The sequence below is a fragment of the Neptuniibacter sp. QD48_11 genome (assembly GCF_047778095.1).
GTDB lineage: Bacteria > Pseudomonadota > Gammaproteobacteria > Pseudomonadales > Balneatricaceae > Neptuniibacter.
In genome coordinates this window covers 372,839-394,527 of the sequence record NZ_CP180551.1, presented here as the reverse complement: position 1 = coordinate 394,527, position 21,689 = coordinate 372,839, and the positions used below count along the sequence as shown (strand labels likewise).

General features: G+C 44.9%; 26 protein-coding genes. 12 read left to right on the top strand and 14 right to left on the bottom strand.

The features are described from left to right. Positions 1 to 7 precede the first annotated feature (7 nt). The 4 genes from coxB to ACMXYU_RS01780 all read right to left on the bottom strand — a co-directional run bounded on the left by coxB (position 8) and on the right by ACMXYU_RS01780 (position 4,158). Positions 8 to 1,117, bottom strand: coding sequence for a cytochrome c oxidase subunit II (coxB, locus tag ACMXYU_RS01795; protein WP_415899937.1), 1,110 nt, complete (start codon positions 1,115 to 1,117; stop codon positions 8 to 10). 429 nt (positions 1,118 to 1,546) lie between these two features. Continuing rightward, a complete protein-coding gene (pssA, locus tag ACMXYU_RS01790) occupies positions 1,547 to 2,302 on the bottom strand; it encodes a CDP-diacylglycerol--serine O-phosphatidyltransferase (RefSeq protein ID WP_415899936.1) in 756 nt (251 codons plus the stop codon). Positions 2,303 to 2,370: 68 nt separating this feature from the next. After that, on the bottom strand, positions 2,371 to 3,126 hold the full coding sequence (locus tag ACMXYU_RS01785; RefSeq protein WP_415899935.1) for a type 1 glutamine amidotransferase: 756 nt from the start codon (positions 3,124 to 3,126) through the stop codon (positions 2,371 to 2,373). A 33-nt stretch (positions 3,127 to 3,159) separates the two neighbouring features. Next, complete coding sequence (locus tag ACMXYU_RS01780; protein ID WP_415899934.1) at positions 3,160 to 4,158, bottom strand: patatin-like phospholipase family protein; 999 nt, start codon at positions 4,156 to 4,158, stop codon at positions 3,160 to 3,162. A gap of 152 nt (positions 4,159 to 4,310) precedes the next feature. Between ACMXYU_RS01780 and ilvY the strand changes: the two genes are divergently transcribed. Beyond that, complete coding sequence (gene ilvY, locus ACMXYU_RS01775; RefSeq protein ID WP_415893225.1) at positions 4,311 to 5,189, top strand: HTH-type transcriptional activator IlvY; 879 nt, start codon at positions 4,311 to 4,313, stop codon at positions 5,187 to 5,189. Here ilvY and ACMXYU_RS01770 read toward each other — a convergent pair whose 3' ends face one another. Further along, positions 5,190 to 5,999, bottom strand: a complete 810-nt coding sequence (locus ACMXYU_RS01770; protein WP_415899933.1) for a sterol desaturase family protein — start codon at positions 5,997 to 5,999, stop codon at positions 5,190 to 5,192. A 16-nt stretch (positions 6,000 to 6,015) separates the two neighbouring features. Continuing rightward, positions 6,016 to 6,411 carry an acyl-CoA thioesterase gene (locus ACMXYU_RS01765; RefSeq protein WP_415890079.1) on the bottom strand — a complete coding sequence of 132 codons (396 nt, stop codon included), beginning with the start codon at positions 6,409 to 6,411 and terminating at the stop codon, positions 6,016 to 6,018. Between the two features lie 194 nt (positions 6,412 to 6,605). On the opposite strand from ACMXYU_RS01765, the gene ACMXYU_RS01760 reads away from it, so the two are divergent. Genes ACMXYU_RS01760 through ACMXYU_RS01750 form a run of 3 tightly spaced genes read left to right on the top strand, consistent with a single transcriptional unit; the run spans position 6,606 to position 9,392 of the window. Continuing rightward, the gene (locus ACMXYU_RS01760) at positions 6,606 to 8,165 is read left to right on the top strand and encodes a methyl-accepting chemotaxis protein (protein ID WP_415899932.1); all 1,560 of its coding nucleotides are present in this window, start codon (positions 6,606 to 6,608) and stop codon (positions 8,163 to 8,165) included. 9 nt (positions 8,166 to 8,174) lie between these two features. Continuing rightward, positions 8,175 to 8,621: a GFA family protein gene (locus ACMXYU_RS01755; RefSeq protein ID WP_415899931.1), complete on the top strand. Its 447-nt coding sequence runs from the start codon at positions 8,175 to 8,177 to the stop codon at positions 8,619 to 8,621. A gap of 51 nt (positions 8,622 to 8,672) precedes the next feature. Then, entirely contained in the window at positions 8,673 to 9,392 is a 720-nt protein-coding gene (locus tag ACMXYU_RS01750) for a DUF1223 domain-containing protein (protein WP_415899930.1), read from the top strand. A gap of 78 nt (positions 9,393 to 9,470) precedes the next feature. Here the strand turns inward: ACMXYU_RS01750 and ACMXYU_RS01745 are convergent, their stop codons facing one another. Further along, positions 9,471 to 10,142, bottom strand: coding sequence for a Bax inhibitor-1/YccA family protein (locus tag ACMXYU_RS01745; RefSeq protein WP_415890075.1), 672 nt, complete (start codon positions 10,140 to 10,142; stop codon positions 9,471 to 9,473). 132 nt (positions 10,143 to 10,274) lie between these two features. On the opposite strand from ACMXYU_RS01745, the gene nhaR reads away from it, so the two are divergent. The 5 genes from nhaR to ACMXYU_RS01720 all read left to right on the top strand — a co-directional run bounded on the left by nhaR (position 10,275) and on the right by ACMXYU_RS01720 (position 13,201). Continuing rightward, positions 10,275 to 11,174, top strand: a complete 900-nt coding sequence (gene nhaR, locus ACMXYU_RS01740; RefSeq protein ID WP_415899929.1) for a transcriptional activator NhaR — start codon at positions 10,275 to 10,277, stop codon at positions 11,172 to 11,174. A 44-nt stretch (positions 11,175 to 11,218) separates the two neighbouring features. Further along, positions 11,219 to 12,046: a polyphosphate kinase 2 family protein gene (locus ACMXYU_RS01735; RefSeq protein ID WP_415899928.1), complete on the top strand. Its 828-nt coding sequence runs from the start codon at positions 11,219 to 11,221 to the stop codon at positions 12,044 to 12,046. Positions 12,047 to 12,122: 76 nt separating this feature from the next. Further along, complete coding sequence (locus ACMXYU_RS01730; RefSeq protein WP_415899926.1) at positions 12,123 to 12,395, top strand: hypothetical protein; 273 nt, start codon at positions 12,123 to 12,125, stop codon at positions 12,393 to 12,395. Between the two features lie 99 nt (positions 12,396 to 12,494). Next, positions 12,495 to 12,698 carry a hypothetical protein gene (locus ACMXYU_RS01725; RefSeq protein WP_415883272.1) on the top strand — a complete coding sequence of 68 codons (204 nt, stop codon included), beginning with the start codon at positions 12,495 to 12,497 and terminating at the stop codon, positions 12,696 to 12,698. A 197-nt stretch (positions 12,699 to 12,895) separates the two neighbouring features. Further along, entirely contained in the window at positions 12,896 to 13,201 is a 306-nt protein-coding gene (locus ACMXYU_RS01720; protein ID WP_415899925.1) for a c-type cytochrome, read from the top strand. 65 nt (positions 13,202 to 13,266) lie between these two features. Here ACMXYU_RS01720 and ACMXYU_RS01715 read toward each other — a convergent pair whose 3' ends face one another. Further along, positions 13,267 to 14,208: a flagellar motor protein MotB gene (locus ACMXYU_RS01715; protein ID WP_415899924.1), complete on the bottom strand. Its 942-nt coding sequence runs from the start codon at positions 14,206 to 14,208 to the stop codon at positions 13,267 to 13,269. Between the two features lie 20 nt (positions 14,209 to 14,228). Then, positions 14,229 to 14,987, bottom strand: coding sequence for a flagellar motor protein PomA (pomA, locus tag ACMXYU_RS01710; protein ID WP_415893214.1), 759 nt, complete (start codon positions 14,985 to 14,987; stop codon positions 14,229 to 14,231). Positions 14,988 to 15,160: 173 nt separating this feature from the next. Here pomA and ACMXYU_RS01705 point away from each other — a divergent pair, with 173 nt between their 5' ends. The 3 genes from ACMXYU_RS01705 to ACMXYU_RS01695 are packed head-to-tail and all read left to right on the top strand — an operon-like array spanning position 15,161 to position 18,082. After that, a complete protein-coding gene (locus ACMXYU_RS01705) occupies positions 15,161 to 15,403 on the top strand; it encodes an exodeoxyribonuclease VII small subunit (protein WP_415899923.1) in 243 nt (80 codons plus the stop codon). Between the two features lie 2 nt (positions 15,404 to 15,405). After that, entirely contained in the window at positions 15,406 to 16,287 is an 882-nt protein-coding gene (gene ispA, locus ACMXYU_RS01700) for a (2E,6E)-farnesyl diphosphate synthase (protein WP_415899922.1), read from the top strand. Positions 16,288 to 16,303: 16 nt separating this feature from the next. After that, a complete protein-coding gene (locus ACMXYU_RS01695) occupies positions 16,304 to 18,082 on the top strand; it encodes a 1-deoxy-D-xylulose-5-phosphate synthase (RefSeq protein ID WP_415899921.1) in 1,779 nt (592 codons plus the stop codon). On the opposite strand, the gene ACMXYU_RS01690 is transcribed toward ACMXYU_RS01695, so the two are convergent. Genes ACMXYU_RS01690 through ribBA form a run of 5 tightly spaced genes read right to left on the bottom strand, consistent with a single transcriptional unit; the run spans position 18,079 to position 21,682 of the window. Then, entirely contained in the window at positions 18,079 to 18,555 is a 477-nt protein-coding gene (locus ACMXYU_RS01690) for a phosphatidylglycerophosphatase A (RefSeq protein ID WP_415899920.1), read from the bottom strand. The two genes, ACMXYU_RS01695 and ACMXYU_RS01690, sit on opposite strands and share 4 nt — an antisense overlap. A 54-nt stretch (positions 18,556 to 18,609) precedes the next feature. Further along, positions 18,610 to 19,575 (bottom strand): thiamine-phosphate kinase, encoded by a 966-nt coding sequence (gene thiL / locus ACMXYU_RS01685; protein ID WP_415899919.1) that lies wholly within the window; start codon positions 19,573 to 19,575, stop codon positions 18,610 to 18,612. Positions 19,576 to 19,578: 3 nt separating this feature from the next. Next, positions 19,579 to 20,064 (bottom strand): transcription antitermination factor NusB, encoded by a 486-nt coding sequence (gene nusB, locus ACMXYU_RS01680; RefSeq protein ID WP_415883263.1) that lies wholly within the window; start codon positions 20,062 to 20,064, stop codon positions 19,579 to 19,581. Between the two features lie 6 nt (positions 20,065 to 20,070). Beyond that, a complete protein-coding gene (ribE, locus tag ACMXYU_RS01675; RefSeq protein WP_415883262.1) occupies positions 20,071 to 20,544 on the bottom strand; it encodes a 6,7-dimethyl-8-ribityllumazine synthase in 474 nt (157 codons plus the stop codon). Positions 20,545 to 20,563: 19 nt separating this feature from the next. Further along, entirely contained in the window at positions 20,564 to 21,682 is a 1,119-nt protein-coding gene (gene ribBA, locus ACMXYU_RS01670) for a bifunctional 3,4-dihydroxy-2-butanone-4-phosphate synthase/GTP cyclohydrolase II (protein WP_415883261.1), read from the bottom strand. Between the last annotated feature and the right edge of the window lie 7 nt (positions 21,683 to 21,689).

Here is a 21,689-nt window from a genome sequence, read left to right as displayed (position 1 = left end):
ACCCCTCCTACTCTTTCAACTCAGCAATCTGCGCCGGTGTAACTAGATCACCCACCTTATTACCCCAAGCATTTCGCTCATAAGTAATTACAGCAGCCAGTTCCACAGCCGACAGTTGATCTCTATACGCCTGCATTGCCGTGCCTTTTTTACCATTAAGCACAATATCGATATGAGGCCCCGGCTCACCCAAAGCGATTGGACTGTTTTTCAAAGCGGGGAAAACACCCGGAATTCCCTCACCATTAGCTTGATGGCAGGCCAAACAAGCTTTGCTATAAACCGCCTCCCCTGTTTCCATAAGCTCTGCAAGCGACCAATCTTTTTGCCCTTCAGCTGCTTTTTCTTGATCTGCTTGCCTAACTTCAGCAAGCCAAGCTTCATATTCTTCTGGTGTCTTTACTTCGACCACAATTGGCATAAACCCATGGTCTTTACCGCACAATTCTGCACACTGCCCGCGATAAACACCGGGCTTATCCACAATAGTCCATGCTTCATTTATAAAACCGGGGATCGCATCCTTTTTCACTGCAAGATCAGGCACCCACCAGGAATGAATAACGTCATTGGCGGTCAGTAAAAAGCGTACCTTTTTACCTGCAGGAATCACCAAAGGGTTATCTACTTCAAGCAGATAATGCTCACCTTTAGCTTCTTTGTTGTTGATCTGCTCTCGCGAGGTAGAGAGACTTGAGAAGAAATCGATATCTTCCGCTAGGTACTGATATCGCCATTTCCACTGATAACCTGTAATCTGAATATCAACTTCTGATTCCGAGTTATCGTACATTTTAATTAAGGTTGCCGTTGCTGGAACAGCCATGGCAATCAGGATAACGAAGGGAATTAAGGTCCAAGCAATTTCGACAACAAGGCTTTCATGGAAGTTATGAGCTTTGGCTCCTTTAGACTTGCGATGATAGATCACCGACCAGAGCATCACGCCAAAAACAACGACACCAATAGCCACACAGATCCAGAAAATGATCATGTGCAGGTCATAGACCTCTCGACTGATTTCGGTAACACCTCGGGTGAGATTTACCTCCCAATCAGCCTGGAGGTTATTAGCAAACAATAACAGTGCAACATATCCCGATATTGTTTTTATCATTGCAGCCCCCTTTGCTATACACGCAAAAGAGCCTGTCAGAAACCTCTCACTAAGGGCGTTGTACTTCTATTTCAACGTCGGTAGCGACAGGGTTCGGGCAGGCTCTCTTTTCGCCTGGACTCCGTCCTATCATTTCCGACCAATCCACTTGGTTGTTAACTGCAAGTATAGCAGCGATGAAAATTTTGCAAGTAAGTCATAAGCAAATATGCTCTTTAGACCTTATCCACCAGCATGAATGCACCACTCATCATCACGATAATAAAGAGCAGAAAAATCACCGTATACACAAGAGTTTTAAGGGGACGGCAGTTACAGGGGAAGGGTTTCATAATAATCTCCTTCTATAGGGGCTATTATGAGGTATAGCAGAAAAACGGCCCCTTAAAGGAGCCGTTAAATAAATTCTGAAATGCTTCTATCTGACTCTTAGGCCACAGGCTTCTGCTTAGTTTTTCGCATGACCCACAATAAAGGCCCAGATACTGCGTAAGCCAGAAATAGAATCCATAAAAATGCTGGCGGGCTGATAGAGATAATACCAACAGCCAAGACAATACCCGCCAAGATCAAGAAAGGTACTTTCTCTTTTAGGCTTACGTCTTTAAAGCTGTAATAAAGCACATTGCTCACCATCAAAACACCGACCAAAGCAACAAACGCAGCAATCAAATAGACATAAGCTGATCCATCTATTTCGTATTCAGTCGCAGCCCATACTAAACCGGCTACTGCAGCCGCCGCTGCAGGGCTAGGCAAACCTATAAAGTAACGCTTATCTGTAGAACCTATTTGGGTATTGAAACGAGCCAATCTTAAAGCAGCTCCTGCGACATAGATAAACGCCGCAAACCAACCCAATTTGCCAATATCATCCAATACCCACGAGAACACCACGAGCGAAGGCGCTACACCAAAGGAAACCATATCCGCTAGTGAATCATATTCGGCACCAAATGCACTGGAGGTATTGGTCATACGTGCTACTCGACCATCAAGCCCATCCAACACCATCGAAACAAAGATCGCTATTGCGGCATTTTCAAAGTGCCCATTCATGCTCGCAACAATTGCATAGAACCCTGAAAACAATGCCCCTGTCGTAAATAAATTAGGCAGCAGGTAGATCCCACGGCTACGAGGCTTTATTGGTTCTTGATTATCTTGATTTTGCGGCTCATTCATCGCGATTTTTTATATTCCATAAAATAGAGAAACCCCATTCTACTGTGACCAGCGCTAGGATGCCATTTCTAGAGATCTAGATGATCCTGATCTAAAAGAATTCTATCCACAAACTTGGTTAACAATGCATTAGATTGAGGCGTTTCTTTAGCGGTCGCAAGTACCTGATCAAGATGATCATCTCCATCAGTGTATTTATCTTTGTAAAAGGTCAGTCGCTCAACCAAGATTCGTTTACCAACCTCAGGATGAAATTGAAAAGCCCAGAAAGGCTTATCTTTTACTCTAAATGCATGGATGCATTGCTCTGTGTAAGCAAGGGAAACACAGTTTTTCGGCAGTTCATTTGCGTACTGCTTGTGTACTGAAACTGCATAAAAATTGTCGGGGGTATCGCGAAATATTGGATCCTGCCAAACGCTATGATCAAGCGAGATAGGTATTGTACCCATCTCGAAATCTTTCTCTCGATGCAAGATCTCACCACCAAGCGCTAATACCGCTAACTGAAAACCAAAGCAGGAGGCAAACACTGGTTTGTCGGTTTCTGCACAACGTAAAATGAGCTGCTGACACTGATCTACAAATGGGTAAATGTCTGGAAAAAGTACATTCGCTTCACTGGCACCACCGACTAACAAAGCGTCATAGTTATCAGCAGCAGTATCTGGAAATGTCGGTGTATCAAAGACATTAAGTACATCAAACTGCTCGATATTAAGCCCGCAATATTCAGCAAAACTCTCTAGTTCTTCCCTGCGAACCTGATCTTCATCTCGGATCTGAAGCAGTAACAACTTCAGTTGATTCCGGCTTTTAACCATCTTACACATCCATACCAATTCATTACTCTTGTACTATAAAAACATCGCCTCAATGTCACAACTTGGCTGCTGCCCTATCGCACTGAAGTTTGATCCAACCCACTGTTCTGCAGCATTTCGCCCCTTTTCCTTGAGACCTAAAAGAAACTCCTGCCGAGTATCATATTTGCTGGCTTGTTCCAGACTAGATAACACTTCGCCCGATTCAATCAGATGAAAACGTAGCGCTTTGAACCGCCGCTCCAGACTACTGGAACTGAAAAACTTACCTTTTGCCTGCAGTCGGGTATAGCTGATCGCTCTCATCTCTCGTAAAAAAGTACTTTGAAAACCCAACTCAGTCACACGTTGGTTAATCGCATGAGAGGTCGTCGGGAGATCACGTCCCTGCATAGGCTGAAGCAAAACCATTAAGATATCCTCTTCCTGACAATCAAAGATCAGCGGATACACCGCAGGGTTGCCGGAGAAGCCTCCATCCCAGTAGTAACAATCATCAATTTCAATTGCTTGATGCAACGTTGGTAAACACGCCGAAGCCAAAGCATGCTCCGTGGTCAGTTCATTCTCTCTAAATAGACGAATTTTTCCTGTTGTAACATCGGTAGCAGCTATGAATAACTGTATTGATCCATCATTTCTCAGCATTTCAAAGTCGACAATATCATCCAGCAAACCACGCAATGGATTAATATCGAGCGGGTTAAGGTCGTAAGGCGATAGATAACGCAAGAGATCAAGCATAAACCCTGTCACCGCCGTCATCTGGGAATCGGGCAACTGAGAACCTACCAACTCCGAAGGAGAGTTAAGAGAAACCTTGTGCCAAAATTGGTCTAATAAATCCTTTGCTCCTAAAGCACCATTCAACTGCCAACCATGTGCAAGCAGAATCGCATTCATAGCACCTGCACTAGTTCCGCTGATCGCTTGAGGCTTGATATCTTCTTCAAGTAAACGATCTAAAACGCCCCAAGCAAATGCTCCATGAGCACCACCACCCTGTAATGCCAAATTCAATGACTTTGTCATACGTGCCTCCTGCTGCTTTTGTGCGCCGCACAATAACAACATAGAAAATAGCATAGAAATATGACAAAACTGAACAAAAAATAAGCAGAGACACTCCTATCAGATTAAAAATTGGCATAAAATAAGAGAAACATTCGAAAAAGCGCAACATTATGGATATCAAACAGCTCAAACAATTCGTTCACTTAGCCGAAACCTTACATTTTGGTCGAGCAAGCGAAGCTTCTTACATAAGCCCTTCGGCACTAAGCAGAAGCATCAAGCAGTTAGAAGAAGAAGTCGGCACAGATCTGTTTGAACGAGATAACCGCAGTGTAGCCCTAACGGCAGAAGGCAAAATCTTCTTAGACTATGCCCGTGATTCTCTAGGTCAATGGGATATGGTGCGCACTCAACTGATGGAAAGGTCGGGTGAACTTCAGGGCGAAATAAGCATGTATTGCTCGGTTACCGCCAGTTACAGCTTCCTATTCGATATCTTGAGTGAGTTCCGTACCGACTATCCCAAAATAGAGATCAAGTTACACACCGGGGATCATGAACACGCTATATCCCGGATACTATCAGGAGATGAAGACTTTGCTATTAGCGCCAAACCTGACACTTTACCGGCGGGGATTGCGTTTAAGACGATTGCGATCTCGCCATTACTCTTCATAGCGCCAAAACAGGGACTACAAGGTCAAGACAAACCACCGGTTCGGCCAGATAGCTCCACACCGATGATCCTATCCGAAGCGGGTTTGGCTCGTAAAAGGGTCGATCGCTGGTTTAAAGATCAAGATATAAAACCGATTATCTACGCGCAGGTATCGGGTAACGAAGCGATTGTTAGCATGGTAAGTCTAGGGTTTGGCATAGGGGTTGTACCTGAGATCGTTCTGCAAAACAGCCCACTAGCAAACAGTGTCGAAGTACTCGACATTACACCTAAACTCAAACCCTATGAAGTTGGGATAGTGACTTTAGAGAAAAAACTTAAGAACCCGTTGATCAATGCCTTCTGGTCACAGCTAACTCAAACTAAATAATCACTTTTTAAACGGTAACATCAACATACCACCCAAACGGCAGGAGGTGTTTGGATCATTAAACTCGTTTAATCCAATCTCTACACCTACTCGGCCTTTAGCGGGCTTCTCAATATAAGTCTTACATATTCGATCCCAACAGGATAACGCAAAGCCATAATTACTATCCGTCTCACTGGGAATTTTTGAATGATGCACTCGATGCATATCAGGGGTAACAAACAGCCAACGAATCCCCCCATCTAATAGTTTAGGCAATTGTATATTCGAGTGATTAAACATAGCTGAAGCGTTGAGTAACACTTCAAATAAGATCACCGCAACCACCGCTGGCCCCAGAAGAAACACCATCAACATTTTAATCAGCATCGACAGGACAATTTCAACTGGATGAAATCTAGCCCCCGTGGTCACATCAATATCTGGATCCGCATGATGCATGCGGTGAAAACGCCATAGCAAAGGAACTTTATGAAAGAGAACATGCTGTGCATAAATCAGAAAATCCAAAAGCACTACAGCTAATAAGACCTCCAACCAAATAGGCAAATCCAACCATACAAAAAGCCCAAACCCTTTGGCCTGCGCATATCCAGCAACACCAACAGCAGCTACCGGAAACATAACTCTCAGTAACAAACTATTAAGTACAACTAAACTGAGATTCGATCGCCAGCGAAGCCACTTTTCTTGCAGCAAGGGTCGAAAAGGATGGTTAAACTCCCAGCAGGCCATCAAGGTAAATACACCGAAGAAACAGCTTAAGCGCACGATCGGTTCATTTGCTAACAACCAAGCTGAAAAATTCACTGGGTACTGTCTCTTCCTACTCTTCCGGCATCAATGCGGCAATTTCTGGTAACACAAATGGACGGCCCCTTTCATTTAATGCCGTTCCAATGACTAACGCTTCAAGTGCTACCTTTTCATCTGACAATCGAACCACACGCTGACGGAAACCAAACTTAACTTTACTCACCCGTTCGACGCTTACTTCAACAACAAAGCGGTCACCACTGGTTAAGGAATTTTTATAATCCATTTCAGAGCGAACAACGACCAGATGAATTTTATCTTCGGTCAACTTAGCAAAGTCGATTCCCTTATCTAACAGGTACTCGTGACGCGCATGCTCCAAGTAATTGAAGTAAACACCATTATTAACGATGCCTTGCAGATCACACTCGTAATCACGCACTTTAAATTCCAATCGAAACGACATGCTTTATTCCTTTCTATTATCTGAGCTAACAGGAGATTAAACGTTCAAAATTATCAATAAATTAGCCAGCCTGCTGAGCTATATCATTTAAATACAGCTATAACTATTACTAAACTATGCAGATAAGACACATTGTACACATCTAATAATTAAGAACCGTTAGTTTTTCTTTTGTATGCGAAGAAGGGTGAACCATGAAAAAAATGCCAGTTACCAACCGTGAGGTAGTACTGCCCGAAGGTCAGCGCATTATTTCCACAACAGACCTCAAAGGACGGATTACCTACGTTAATCAGGTTTTTTGCGATATTTCAGGGTTCAGCGAAGAAGAACTTTTAGGTAAAGCCCACAATATTGTTCGTCACCCAGATGTACCACCTGCTGCTTTTGATAATCTTTGGACCTCATTAAAGGAAAATCAGGCATGGCGAGGCATCGTTAAAAATCGTTGTAAAAATGGTGATCATTATTGGGTGGATGCCTATGTAACCCCTCTATACGAAAAAGGCCAAAAGGTTGGCTACCAATCGGTGCGTTTTAAACCTTCTGCGGAGCAAGTATCGAAAGCCGAAGTTATTTATGCCGTTGCCAATGCTGGTAAAGCAGGAAAAGCGCTTAAGTTAAACTCCATTAGCAACCAAACGTTCGGTATCTTCGCTTTAATATCTTTAATTAGCTTAATTGCTGCTTGGTTTGCTGACGCATCCCTTGCTGTTTTGGGAATTATGGCACTGACCGAATTACTCCTAGGTGGCTGCTTATTGCGTCTCACCTCTCCAATTAAGGAGCTAGCGGATCGTGCACGTAAGCGTTTTAGTAATCCACTTATCCAATTAATGTATTGTCCACGACAAGATGAGTTTGGTGAAGTCGATCTCGCTTTGCAGATGAATGAAGCCAGAAACACCACCGTGCTTACACGATTGGGCGATGTGAGTCACACTATTGATAAAGCAATTGATGTTACTGATAACGCGATCCGACAAACTAATGAAGGAATCAGCCAACAAGATAAAGAAAGCGATATGGTCGCAGCGGCAGTTCACCAAATGGCCTGCGCATCTCAAGAAATTGCGTCTAACACTAGCGACATGTCGAATGCATCGCAAAATGCGCGCTCTACCACTGAGCAAGGTCGAACGGCTCTTTATAATACGGTAAATCACATTAAAGACCTTTCCAATGAAGTCGTGGAAGCGACTGAAGCAACGATGGAGCTTAAACAGCATACCGATGCCATAGGCAATGTAGTGACTGTGATTAACGATATTGCTGAACAAACCAATCTACTTGCACTTAACGCTGCAATCGAAGCAGCAAGAGCAGGGGAAACGGGACGTGGCTTTGCCGTGGTAGCTGATGAAGTCCGTACCTTAGCAACTCGTACTCAAAACTCGACGCAAGAAATTGAAACTTCAATCGAAAGTGTTCAGTCTGCAGTGGATAAAACCGTCAGCATCATGGAGCAAAGCCGCGACCACGCTAAACAAAGTGTGGATGTCGCTAATATTGCTGATGAAGCATTCCAAACAGTACAAAGTTCTATTGATGATATTTCAGATCGTTGCCTGCAAATCGCCAGCAGCTCTGAACAACAGTCTTCAGTTGTAGAAGAGATTCAACAAAATATTGTCGCGATAAGAGATCTAGCCCGCCGCAACAGTGAAGCCTCTGATGAAACCGCTTCCGCTAGCAGTGAACTGCATGAACTGGTAAAACAACTAGATTCAATGGTTACTGCGTTTGATCGCTAGGATATTGTAATGAGTGCTAAGGAGATTTACAGCGGCAGCTGTTTGTGTGGTGATGTTCAATATGAAATATCACCTCCCTTTTCTACTTTCCAATATTGTCACTGTTCGCGTTGCCGCAAAACCACAGGCAGCGCGCATGCCAGTAATATCATTATGCCGCCTGAGCAATTCCGATGGACAGCGGGCGAATCATCGGTAGGACGCTATGAACCGAGCGATGCCAAACATTTTGCGGTCTGTTTTTGTAAAAAGTGTGGATCTAACCTGCCGTGGTTAGCTCAAACAGGCAAAGCAATGATCATCCCTGCCGGCACACTTGATACCGACCTTGGGGTATCACCCGAACGTAATCTTTTTTGGGGAAGTCGAGCGAACTGGTATCAAACGGTTAACCAACTCGATGCTTTTGAAACACTCCCAGGCAAAAGCCCCGCTTGCAAGATTGAGACAGAATAACTGAACTCACCCAGCGCTCTGAAGTCTCACAGAAAATGGGAGGACAGAGCCATGAAACTATTCACCAACGCTTTAATCGCTGCCAGTCTTTATTTGTTACCTCAAAACTTAATGGCTGAGCAGATCTTTGAAAATCAGGGACCTGTACCTCAGTTAGTTGAGCTCTATACATCTGAAGGCTGCTCCAGCTGCCCACCCGCAGAACGCTATATCAACAGTTTTGTAAACTCCCCTGACCTTTGGAAAAAGGTCGTGCCTTTAGCCTTTCATGTAGATTATTGGGATTACATTGGCTGGAAAGATCGCTTTGCCCAACCTGAGTTTAAACAGCGCCAATATAATCATCGCCGCTTAGGAAATTTCAGAAGTGTATATACACCTGGCTGGATTAGCTCTGGTAAAGAATGGCGAGGTTTTTTCCAAGGTAAAACCCTACCTAATCAATCTTTCTCTGGAGGACTTCTTAAAGCAAGCCTCAACACCCAAACACTTAAAGTGAGTTATACACCTACAAAAGACCGAAAGGCGCTTATAGCTCATGTTGCTGTACTCGGCTTTGATCTCAGTAGCCAAGTCACTTCGGGCGAAAATGCAGGCCGCTTACTTCAACATCAATTTGTGGTGTTACATAAGCAACAAAAAGCCCAATCAGACTATAACTGGAGCTTTGAACTACCCCATCTTCAAACGTCTCAAAAGCATGCATTGGCCATTTGGGTTTCAGAACGAGATCAACAACCCATTCAAGTAGCTGCCGATTGGCTGAAATAAAAAAAGGCGACCTAAAAGGTCGCCTGAATACCCCAGTGGGGTTATCACAAGTGCATAGCTAATAAAGGGTTTAATGTCTTAATCTTCACCACCTAGGAAACCTAGGATATGCAATAAACTGGTAAACAAGTTATAGATGGATACATACAAGGACACTGTTGCCATGATGTAGTTTGTCTCACCGCCGTGCAGGATGTTGCTTGTTTCATAAAGAATAAAACCAGACATCAACAAAACGAACATTGCCGATACAGCGAGAGACAGTGCAGGAATCTGGAAAAAGATTGCACCTAAACCTGCAACAAACGCTAGCAACACACCAACCATTAAGAAGCCACCCATAAAGGTAAAGTTCTTACGTGTGGTTAGGACATAAGCTGACAGGCCTAAGAAAATAATCCCTGTCATACCCATTGCGTTCATTACGATGGAACCGCCACCCGGCATCGCCAAATAATGACCAACAATAGGGCCAAGGGTGTAACCCATAAAACCAGTCAGAGCAAAGACTGAAGGCAGCGCCCAGACACTATTGCGCAGCTTGTAGGTCAAGAAATACAGACCGAAAAAGCCGACTAAAGAGATGATGACGCCGGGGTGAGGTAGCTGTAGAGCAATAGAGACACCAGCAGTAATAGCACTGAATAGCAAAGTCATAGACAACAATGCATAGGTGTTGCGTAGTACCTTATTAGACTCTAACGCCGATGTTTGCGTTTGAGTTGCTGAAGATCTTATAGATGTATTCATACACCCCTCCTGATTTTTTCTAACCAAAAGCCTTTTGGCTTTCCGGCATCAACAGTTCAAAATTTAACCGCCTACCAAAAACAATAAAACTCGATTATTATTAACAAAAGCATCGATTTTACCGAGTTTTTAATGATTAATTACAAACACCTTCACTATTTCTGGATGGTCGCTAAAGAGGGAAGCATCGCCGCTGCTGCAGAGCGTCTAAGTGTTACTCCACATACAATAAGTGCTCAGTTAAGCTTGCTTGATGACTATCTTGGCTGCTCACTCTTCACAAAAGTGGGCCGACAATTAGAGCTAACAGAAACGGGTCATATGGTTTTAAGCTACGCCAGTGATATCTTTTCACTAGGTGGAGAGCTTGAAGAACGGGTCCGTAATTTAGATAAGATCCGCCCCTTAGTTTTCAAAGTAGGCGTGGTAGATGTAGTACCGAAATCGATCGCTTATCACTTACTCTCCCCGGCGATGGATGACATCAACAATGTCAGAATGATCTGCCATGAAGGTGATATTAACGAGCTACTCGCAGAGCTTGCCCTGCATAGATTAGACCTGGTGATTTCAGAATCACCGATCCCATCTGATGTCAGTATTAATGGTTTTAGCCATAGCTTAGGCACCTGTGGCAGTAGTTTTATGGCAAGCCCATCAGTGGTTGAGCAACTAAGCGGAGAATTTCCACATAACCTTAATGGCTCCCCTATGCTACTTCCGAGCGAAACAACCATTGTCCGCTCACAACTGCTACAGTGGTTTAGTAAGAACCGAATCCATCCTCGCGTGGTAGGGGAATTTGATGACAGCGCATTAATCAAAGCGTTCGCAAATGCCGGAAAAGGGATCATGGTGGTACCGACACCGATTAGAGATGAAGTATCTTCGCAGCTAGGTTTAGTAACCTTGGGAGAAACCAATGAAATTGTGAATAACTTCTACGCAATCTCGATCGAGCGTAAGATTTCACATACCGCTGTGGAAAAAATAACAACAGCTGCCAGAGACTGGCTAAAGAGCAGCAATTAGGAACTACCCTGAGCCGTTGCCCAATAAATGAGGGAGAACTTGTTATGCACACGCCCAGCCCAATAATTTTAAGATCGCCCTCTCCGAATCTTGATTCCGTTACATTCGACAATGCAGTACTGCAAGACAAGGATGATTACCTCAAAAAACTAAAAAAGTGGCAAAAGCGCATTCTCGAAGTACAACAAGCTTATTACCATCAAAATCGCCGGGCTATTATTGTCTTTGAGGGCTGGGATGCCAGCGGCAAAGGTGGCGCTATTAGACGCCTGACCGAAAAGTTAGACCCACGAGGTTTCACAGTTCACCCGATTAGTGCACCAACGTCGATCGAACAAAGCAAACATTACCTGCAACGTTTCCAAGAAAAATTGCCACCCGCAGGCTCTATCGCAATTTTTGATCGCTCTTGGTATGGCCGCGTATTAGTCGAACGGGTTGAGGAGTTTGCTTCACCACAGCAATGGCAGAGAGCCTACCAAGAGATAAATGAATTTGAACGCAGCTTGATTGATGATGGCGCTCGCATAATAAAAATCTTTATGCATATTACCCCTGATGAACAGCTGAGACGTTTTACCGAACGCCTCAACAATCCGGTAAAACGCTGGAAGCTAACCACCGAAGATATTCGTAATCGTGAGCGCTGGGAAGATTATACTCACGCGATCAATGACATGTTGCACTACACACATACAGAAACTGCAGCATGGAATGTCATTGCAGCCAACCATAAATGGTACACACGGATAGAAGCGCTCAAGTGTGTTGTAAAACAACTCTCCGCTGAAGTCGATATAACTCCGCCGCCGTTAGATCCAGACGTTACAGCAGCAGCCTATTCTTCGTTAGGTATCAAAGTCAAAGGCTGAGCGACTAGATTTCAAAAACACAAACCCTGAATGCCTACTATGCTGTTAATATCGAACCAAGCGAATCGCAGCACTCATGGATACTTCTCGCAAAGAAAACGTCATTCAAATTAGTATTCTGGATATTCAGAAACGTCTGCTCCCTCGCGCCTATGAGCTTCGAGACCGCTTACAAGCAGGCCAAGCAGCAGAAACATATGACTTAGAATTTTTAGATACCCTCCACAACGCGATCCAAAATTTACATATCCTTTCAACGGATTCACCTGAGCACCATCTATTTATTGGTAACTTAGTCCAGCTCTACAGCGCACTCATAAGCATGGCACTAAACAATTCCGAAGAGTAACGCCCCTCCCACTCCATTCAACAAAATCATCAATTGAATGACATATTTCTGTAATAAATCTAATGCATGATGAGTATTAAATTTAAAGAGGCTAAGAAAATGACAGAAACAACTTTAACAACTCAGCTGAAGCAGTTGCTGAAACGTGGCTATTCCGAAATGGACGTTCGCAACTTAGCAATGGCACCTAAAAACATCGTGGATCAAGCAATCGCAGAATTTCATGCGGAAGAACGTATTCATGAAAAAACCATTCAGATTCAACATAATCAGGCTAATTTTGCCATGCGTTTAGGTAACTAATCCCACCAACCGAACCAATCTTTCCTGTATCAAGCTATCCTTTAGCATTATTTCGTTCTTCTATTGACTTTGTTCAGATACAATTCACCCTACTTGGGTTACTAATAGATGCTACTAGGGGGTAGCGGGCTTGGTTGTGAGGGCGAAGTCTAATTAGTCCCAATGACAAATTTATGAGCACCTACAGGAAAATTACAATGAAAAAACTACTGATGGCGACTGCAGCTGCAGCAATGATGATTCCAGCAGCAGCTATGGCTGAGCGTGATGGAGCTACTGTTTATAACACTAAATGTGCAATGTGCCATGCATCTGGTGTTGCTGACGCACCTAAAGTAGGTGATGCTGCAGCATGGGGCCCACGTGCAGCACTAGGTATTGATGCACTTTACGCTACAGCTGACAAAGGTAAAGGCCAAATGCCACCACGTGGTCTTTGCATGGACTGCACAGATGGCGAGCTAAAAGCTGCGATCCAGTACATGGTTGATAACTCTAAGTAAGTTAGAGTTTCGGCAATAAAAAAACCGCCCTATGGCGGTTTTTTTATGTAAGTGATATTCACCGCTTAGAAAATATTATCCGGAGTCAGGTTGATTAATTCACCATCTGGATCGCCATCCTGACGAGCCTGAATTTTTTCTAAGGACTCTTTGTCCTTACCTTTCTGAACAATAATCTCTACACGACGGTTTTTCACACGATTAGCGCGAGTGTCATTAGGCACTAACGGTTTCGTATCTGCCAACCCGAGTACTTTAAAGCGAGATTGATCGATTCTCGGATCACCAAATAGTTCGTGCGCTACTGCTAAGGCACGTGCTACAGACAGATCCCAGTTAGATTCAAAGCGTCGACCTGCATAAGGAATATTGTCACTGTGCCCTTCAATCGCAACATTACCTTGAACATTTAAAAGCACATCTCGAATTTTAGCTAACACAGGAATCGACTCGAATTTGAGTTCAGCTGAACCGGAATCAAAAGAGCCTTTTTCTTTGATACGAATAATAATTTTCTTACCATCCGTCTCTACCTCAACGCTACCTTCACCGATCTCTTGAGCCAAGGCTGCAGCAAACTCAACAGCCTCCTCTTTAGCTTCCTGCTCTTGTTGCTTCTGTAGTTCTTGTGCTTCACCCGCCTCTTTATCAGGCGAATCACTATCACCCTCTTTCGATCGAATATCCAAAGTATTCATATCGTTGTTAACCGTCATCTGACGGACTTCGTTAAGAGGAGTAGGTTCTGGACGACCAGGGCTAAATTCCTGCGCGATAATAGAGGTACCCTTTGGAATATCCTCTACTTTAATCTGGTTTTGAACACCAAACGCTTCACGCATTGAACCTGCCAACTGTTTAAACTTCAGTACGTCCATCTCCGAGAAGGAAAGCAGAAGTACGAAGAAACACATCAGCAGCGACATCAAGTCGCCAAACGTTGCCAGCCAAGCCGGAAGCCCGGGGGGGCAGGGGGGGCATTCTTGTTCTTCGGTATCGTCACTCATCGCTCTAGTCCTTTACCGAATTAACCTTCAGCTGCCGCACGCTTGCCTTCTGGCAGATAGTTACGCAACATTTGCTCGATTACACGAGGGTTTTGACCCGCTTGAATAGCCAGTAGGCCGTCAATAATCAAAGCCGAGTTCAACGCCTCTTCATCTTTACGTACGTTCAGTTTATCTGCTAGTGGAATTGTGATCATGGTTGCAAGCATTGCACCATAAAGCGTCGTTAGAAGTGCGACCGCCATCGCAGGACCGATGGATTTCGGGTCACTCATATTTGATAGCATCTGTACCAGACCTACCAGTGTACCGATCATCCCCATCGCAGGGCCTACATCCCCCATCGCGGAGAATACAGTCGCACCAAATTCATGGCGGTCATGAGTCAACTTAGCTTCTTTATTCAGCAGACCTTTAACTACTTCAGGATCGTGACCATCCACGAGCAATTGGATACCACGCTGCATAAAGTCGCTACTTACTGTCTTATCTTCTAAAGACAGTAAGCCACCTTTACGCGCCGCATCAGCCAGATCTACCGTTTCAGCAATAATCTCTTCTGGATTTAACGACTTGAACATAAAAGCTTTCGCCGCAACTTTGCCGGCACCAAGGAACTGGGGCAGTGTGAATTTCATCAATACAACAAAGATGGAACCACCGACAACGATCAACAAAGACGGAGGGTTAATAAACACCCCAGCATCACCACCAGTGACGATCGCAGCTATTACAATACCAAAACTGCCTAATAATCCGACGAGCGTTGCTATATCCACTCATTACTCCTTAATTAAGCGCGCAAACTGTTCAAATCTAAGCTGCCTATCATAGCAAAAAAGCACGGGGTTTCACCCATCATACAATCGTTTAACTATAGAAATTGTATGTATATTTGCTTATAGCTGCTGGCTTCGGTAAGTTTAGCGCTTTCAATCTAAGATTCGCTCTTATGCCACGTAAGAAAAAAACAACTGACTTTGAACAATCCCTGCAAGCACTTGAAGCCCTAGTTACCAAAATGGAACAAGGGGATCTGTCCTTGGAAGAGTCACTTCAAGCCTTTGAAGAGGGTGTCAGCCTAACTCGAGAGTGCCAAGGTATTCTTACTCAAGCAGAGCAAAAAGTTCAGCTTTTGATAGAATCCGACGGTGAACTCTCAACCAAACCGTTTACTGCAGACGAGGACAGCTGATCTTGGAGATCCGCAATCTACTCAAGAGCTACCAAGAGCGGGTAGATCACCACCTTCAGAAATGTATCAATAAAGACAGTATAGATCCGGTCCTACAAGAATCTATGCAATATTCACTATTCAATGGTGGAAAACGCATTCGACCGGCTTTGATCTATATGGTCAATGCAATGCTAGGCAGCAGTCATGAAAAAGCAGACAGCGCTGCAGCCGCTATTGAGTGCATACATAGCTACTCTTTGGTTCATGATGATCTTCCGGCAATGGATGATGACGACCTGAGGCGAGGCAAACCAACCTGCCATATTGCTTTTGATGAAGCGACCGCAATCTTAGCAGGTGACGCTCTGCAATGTTTAGCATTTGAATTGATCTCATCCGACGACAATCTTTCGTCAGAGACTCGTTTAAACCTTATCCAGAAGTTGAGCCATGCGTCTGGGCATCAAGGTATGGTTGTCGGACAATCGTTTGATCTGCGTAATGTGGGCAACTCTCTTTCACTTGAGCAGCTTGAAGCTATGCACCAACATAAAACCGGTGCTCTGCTGACTTGCTCAGTACAAATGGGAGCGATCTGTGCAGGCTTAACCGATCAAAAACAGTTAGCAGCTCTTGCAGAATACTCCAACGCCATCGGCCTAGCCTTCCAAGTACAAGATGACATTCTCGATATAGAAGGCGATTCTGAAGTGATCGGAAAACCTCAAGGTTCTGATCTGGAACAGAATAAACCTACGTATCCTGCTCTATTGGGTTTGGAAGGTGCTAAGCTGAAATTACAGCAGCTTCATCAACAGGCCCTATCGGCATTAGATGTATTCGGCGAAGACGCATCAGAGCTTAAAGCCCTCGCTGATTTTATTGTGCATCGTGACCACTAATAACTGATCGAGCTTTATGTTCCATACAATCCCAAGTAAACGCCCTAGCACACCTCTGTTGGATAGCATTGATAGTCCAATCGCTCTGCGTTTACTCACGCCCGAACAACTGCCAGCGCTAGCTGAGCAATTAAGAGCTTATCTACTCTATAGCGTCGGGCAAAGTGGTGGCCATTTCGGTGCTGGGCTGGGCGTAGTCGAACTGACAGTGGCTCTGCATTATGTGCTTAACACACCGCAAGATCATTTAGTGTGGGATGTAGGTCACCAATGCTACCCTCATAAAATCTTAACCGGCCGTCGCGAACAGTTACCCAAAATCCGTCAGCAAGAGGGCCCCTCCCCCTTCCCTAAGCGGGACGAAAGCCCATATGATGACTTTGGTGTAGGTCATTCCAGCACCTCGATTAGTGCTGCTCTAGGCATGGCGATTGCCGATAAGATCCGTGGGATAGATAGTAAATCTGTCGCCGTAATTGGTGACGGTGCTATGACTGCTGGTATGGCTTTTGAGGCGCTGAACCATGCAGCACATACCAACACCAACCTGCTGGTAATCTTGAACGACAATGATATGTCGATCTCCCACAATGAAGGCGGGCTGGCGACTTATCTAGCAAAAAACTTTAAAGACAGAAATGACGGTGAGACCACCACAGCTCTGTTTGAAGCACTCGAGTTTGAATATACCGGCCCTGTTGATGGTCATGACTTTTCTAAACTCTTACCAGTATTACAAGACGTTCTTAACCGACCAGGACCACAATTCCTTCATTTAGTAACAAAGAAAGGCAAGGGGTTCAAACCTGCTGAAGACGATCCGGTTGGTTATCATGCAATTACTAAGATCGATCCAATTCACCAAAAGCCTACGAAGAAAATCAGTTACTCCAATATTTTTGGTCGTTGGATTTGCGATTTAGCCGAACAAGACCCACACCTGACAGCCATTACCCCGGCTATGCGTGAAGGCTCAGATTTAGTGGAGTTTTCTCAGCGCTTTCCTGATCGTTATTTTGATGTGGCTATCGCCGAACAACACGCATTGACCCTAGCAGCTGGTATGGCCTGCCAAAATATTAAGCCGGTAGTAGCCATCTACTCGACTTTTCTCCAGCGCGCTTATGACCAACTGATCCATGATGTGGCCATTCAAGACCTAGATCTATTGCTCGCCGTCGATAGAGCAGGCTTAGTTGGAGAAGATGGTTCAACCCATGCAGGTTGTTTTGATATTGGTATGCTGCGCGGCTTACCAAAAGCTGTATTGATGACGCCTTCAAGTGCTGAAGAGCTTCGCAATATGCTTTTCACCGGTTACCAATATCAAGGTTTAGCTGCGGTTCGCTATCCACGTGGCAGCGTTCCAACACAAATAGATACACCTATGCAGGCAATTGAGCTAGGGCAAAGCCGAACGCTCAATCAAGGCAGTAAAGTTGCGCTTCTAAATTTCGGACCTTTGCTAGAAACAGCTCTAGAGGTTGCAAACGACCAAGGTTATACCCTAATCGATATGCGCTTTGTTAAGCCTCTCGATCACAATGCCCTTAAAGATGCAGCAAAAAGTCATGACTTATTAGTAAGCATAGAAGATCACAGCATCATTAATGGCGCAGGCTCAAGTGTGAGTGAGTACCTACATAAAGAACAGATCAACATACCTTTACTGATGTTAGGTATACCTGATCGTTGGATTGGCCACGCATCTCGCGCACAGCAACTTCAACAGTGCGGTCTTGATGCTGCAGGTATGATTAAGGTAATCGAAGAGCGGCTAAAAACGATCGTTTAAAGCCAAAAGTAAGCAACCAACTGCAGAATTGCCGCGGCATAAACACCTGCCAGCAAGTCATCCAGCATAATACCCACACCACCAGAAACTTTCTGGTCAGCCCATTTGATCGGCCAAGGCTTCCAAATATCAAAAATACGGAATAGCACAAAACCAAGAGCGATCCATTCCCAGCCGGTTGGTGCAAGCGTCATGGTCAGCCAAAAGCCAACAAACTCATCCCAGACAATGCCGCCATGATCATGCACACCAATATCTTTTGAAGTGCGATCGCATAACCAAATGCCGATGATAGCCGTAACCACCAACATCAATAGATAAAACGGCAAACTCAAGTGTTGGAACCAAAGATAAGGAATGATCGCCGCCAAAGTGCCGATAGTACCAGGCATCCAAGGAGCAGCACCGCTACCTAGGCCAAACGCTAGAAAATGGATCGGATTTTTCCAAACAGTACTAGGTACTTTATTCACGGTTATTCCTTTACGGCTTAGTCTAACAATCGCGGCTAACAGCCTACTTGAACATCAGGATTGGTGGAAGTGATCATAACCTGAGCCTGCAATTTCACAAGGTTCCCCTCGAAGAAACAGACTGAGCTCTGACTCCTCTGTGACCTTACCAATAACGGCTACTGAGGTTGGTAAACTAGGAATTAACGCTAAATGTTCCGGCGGTAGGGTGAAACATAGCTCAAAATCTTCACCACCGGTCAACGCCCACTGCTGTGCCTGCTGTTCCCCATAAGTATCCACCAGCTGAGAAGAGATCGGCAAGGCTTCTATCTGCAAACGCGCACCAAGATTGCCACTCGCTTTTAATATATGTGCTAAATCGGATAACAAGCCATCAGAGATATCCACACAGCTACTGGCATAACCCACTAACGATTGACCAAGACCGATGCGCGGTACAGGCGAATAGAAACGCTCGAGTAAATACTCTGCATGAGTTTCATTAGCAAACCCATTAAGCAGCCCTTCAAGACCTCCACGGCTATCACCTAAGTTACCGCTAACGCAGATAATATCGCCCGGTTTAGCTCCATGACGACAAAGTCCCTTCCCTTGAGGTACAAAGCCATGCACTTGAGCAGAAAGCGTCAGAGGCCCGCGCGTGGTATCACCACCAATGAGCGCAATACTGTAGTCTTGGCAGCGTATGCCTAATTGTGAACTAAAGCGTTTCAGCCAATCTGCATCGGTTTGCGGCAAAGTAAGCGCAAGCGTCAGCCAAGCAGGCTTCGCACCCATAGCCGCTAGATCACTCACAGCCGAACCCATAAGGCGATCTGCCAGTTGCTCCGGCTGTATATCAGGTAGAAAATGAGTGCCTTCAACCAGCGTATCAATAGAAACGGCGAGTTGCTGACCCTCGGGCAAATTAAGCAGTGCGCAGTCGTCCCCTACCCCTAAAGCAACAGAAGCATCCGAAGATGCTTCTGAAACCTGTGCGAAGTAGCGCTGTATCAGCTCAAATTCACCCAGCGGCATAGCTTACGCTTTACCTTCTCGTTTAGCGCGAATTTCGGCCATACGCACACGTTGCGCTAGTTTATCTAGCACGCCGTTCACATAACGATGACTGTCGGTTGCACCGAACGTCTTCGCCAATTCAACACTTTCATTGATCGCGACGCGATATGGCACTTCCATGCGCTTAGAAAGCTCATAAGCACCGATACGTAGAACGTTCAATTCAACAGGATCCAACTCTTCGATCTGACGATCAAGGAAGTCAGTAAACAGACCATCAAGCTCTGTTTTAGTTGCCGCAACGTTCTGCAACAATTCAGAGAATAAACGTACATCCGTATCACGCATGTCGTTATCTACACGGAATTGCGCTTCTAGTTCATGCAGAGGCTGACCAGCTAATGACCAAGAATACAAAGCCTGCAGCGCATAGCTACGAGCATTACGACGCTGAGATGTTAGCGAAGGTTTCTTTTTAGCTGCAGATTTTTTTTCGTTGTCACTCATCTGGCTTTAAACCTCAAGCTGCTTAAGCAAGCTAACCATTTCCAGAGCGGAAAGCGCTGCTTCTGCACCTTTGTTACCCATTTTAGTACCTGAACGCTCAACAGCTTGTTCGATGCTGTTTACTGTAAGGATACCGTTCGCAATAGGAAGATCATAATCCAAAGATACCTGTGCAACGCCTTTAGAGCTCTCGCCAGATACATACTCAAAGTGTGGAGTACCGCCACGGATAACCGCACCTAGTGCGATAATCGCGTCATCTTTCTTCTGCGCTGCAACGCGTTTAACTGCCAACGGAATTTCGAAAGCACCAGGCACACGGATTACACGAATATTATCTTCGCTTACGCCATGACGCTTTAGAGTGTCGATTGCACCCTCTAGCAAGCTCTCAACAACGAATGCATTAAAACGGCCAACAACAATTGCATAGTTGCCGTCTGCGTTTACAAAATCACCTTCAAAGGTTTTAACAGTCATGATTTAAATACCGTTACAGTTATTCTTCACAAGGAATATATTCTTCAATCTCCAGATCAAAACCAGAGATCGCATTAAACTTCATTGGAGAGCTAAGTAGGTTCATTTTACCTACACCTAGGTCTCGCAAGATTTGTGATCCAGTACCTACTGTTAGGTAAGCACCTGATGCACTGACATTAATTTTGGATTTCTGACGACCGTTGATCATCAGATCCGTCGCATCGCTTAGATCGATACGGTCGCCCGTATCAAGTAGAAGCACAACACCTTGCCCCTCTTTAGCAACACGCTCCAATGCTTTACGCATAGTCCATTTCGGCTCATCGCCAGGTGCTACCGCACCAACTACATCACGTAGTACCTCTGTACGGCTATGAACACGTACATATGCAGGTTCATCAGCTTTCAGCTCACCTAGCGTCATCGCTAGATGCGTGCAGTTTTGGATTTCGTCACGGTAAGTGATGTAGTTAAAATCACCGTACTCAGTAGACATCACACCTTCGGATTCACGTGCAACTGTATGCTCATTAGCCGTACGGTAGTGAATTAGGTCCGCAATTGTACCGATCTTAAGATTGTGCTTTTCCGCAAACTCTTCCAGATCAGGACGACGTGCCATAGTGCCGTCATCATTCATAATCTCAACGATCGCAGCCGCTGGTGTAAAGCCTGCCAAACGAGCAAGATCACAACCCGCTTCAGTATGACCAGCACGGCTTAAAACACCACCCGGCTGAGCCATCAATGGGAAAATGTGGCCCGGCTGAACAATATCTTCTGCCTTGGCATCTGCTTTTACGGCTGTACGTACAGTCAATGCACGGTCAGCAGCAGAGATACCTGTCGTTACACCTTCCGCCGCTTCAATAGACATCGTAAAGTTGGTTGAGAACTGAGCACCATTGCTCTGTACCATTAGAGGTAGGTTCAACTGCTCACAACGCTCACGCGTCAACGTTAGGCAAATAAGGCCACGAGCGTGAGTCGCCATAAAGTTGATATCATCCGGGCGAACCATCTCTGCAGCAATTACAAGATCGCCTTCATTCTCGCGATCTTCATCATCCATCAGGATGACCATTTTTCCCTGACGAATATCTTCAATCAATTCTTGCGGGGTATTTAATTTCATTAACTTC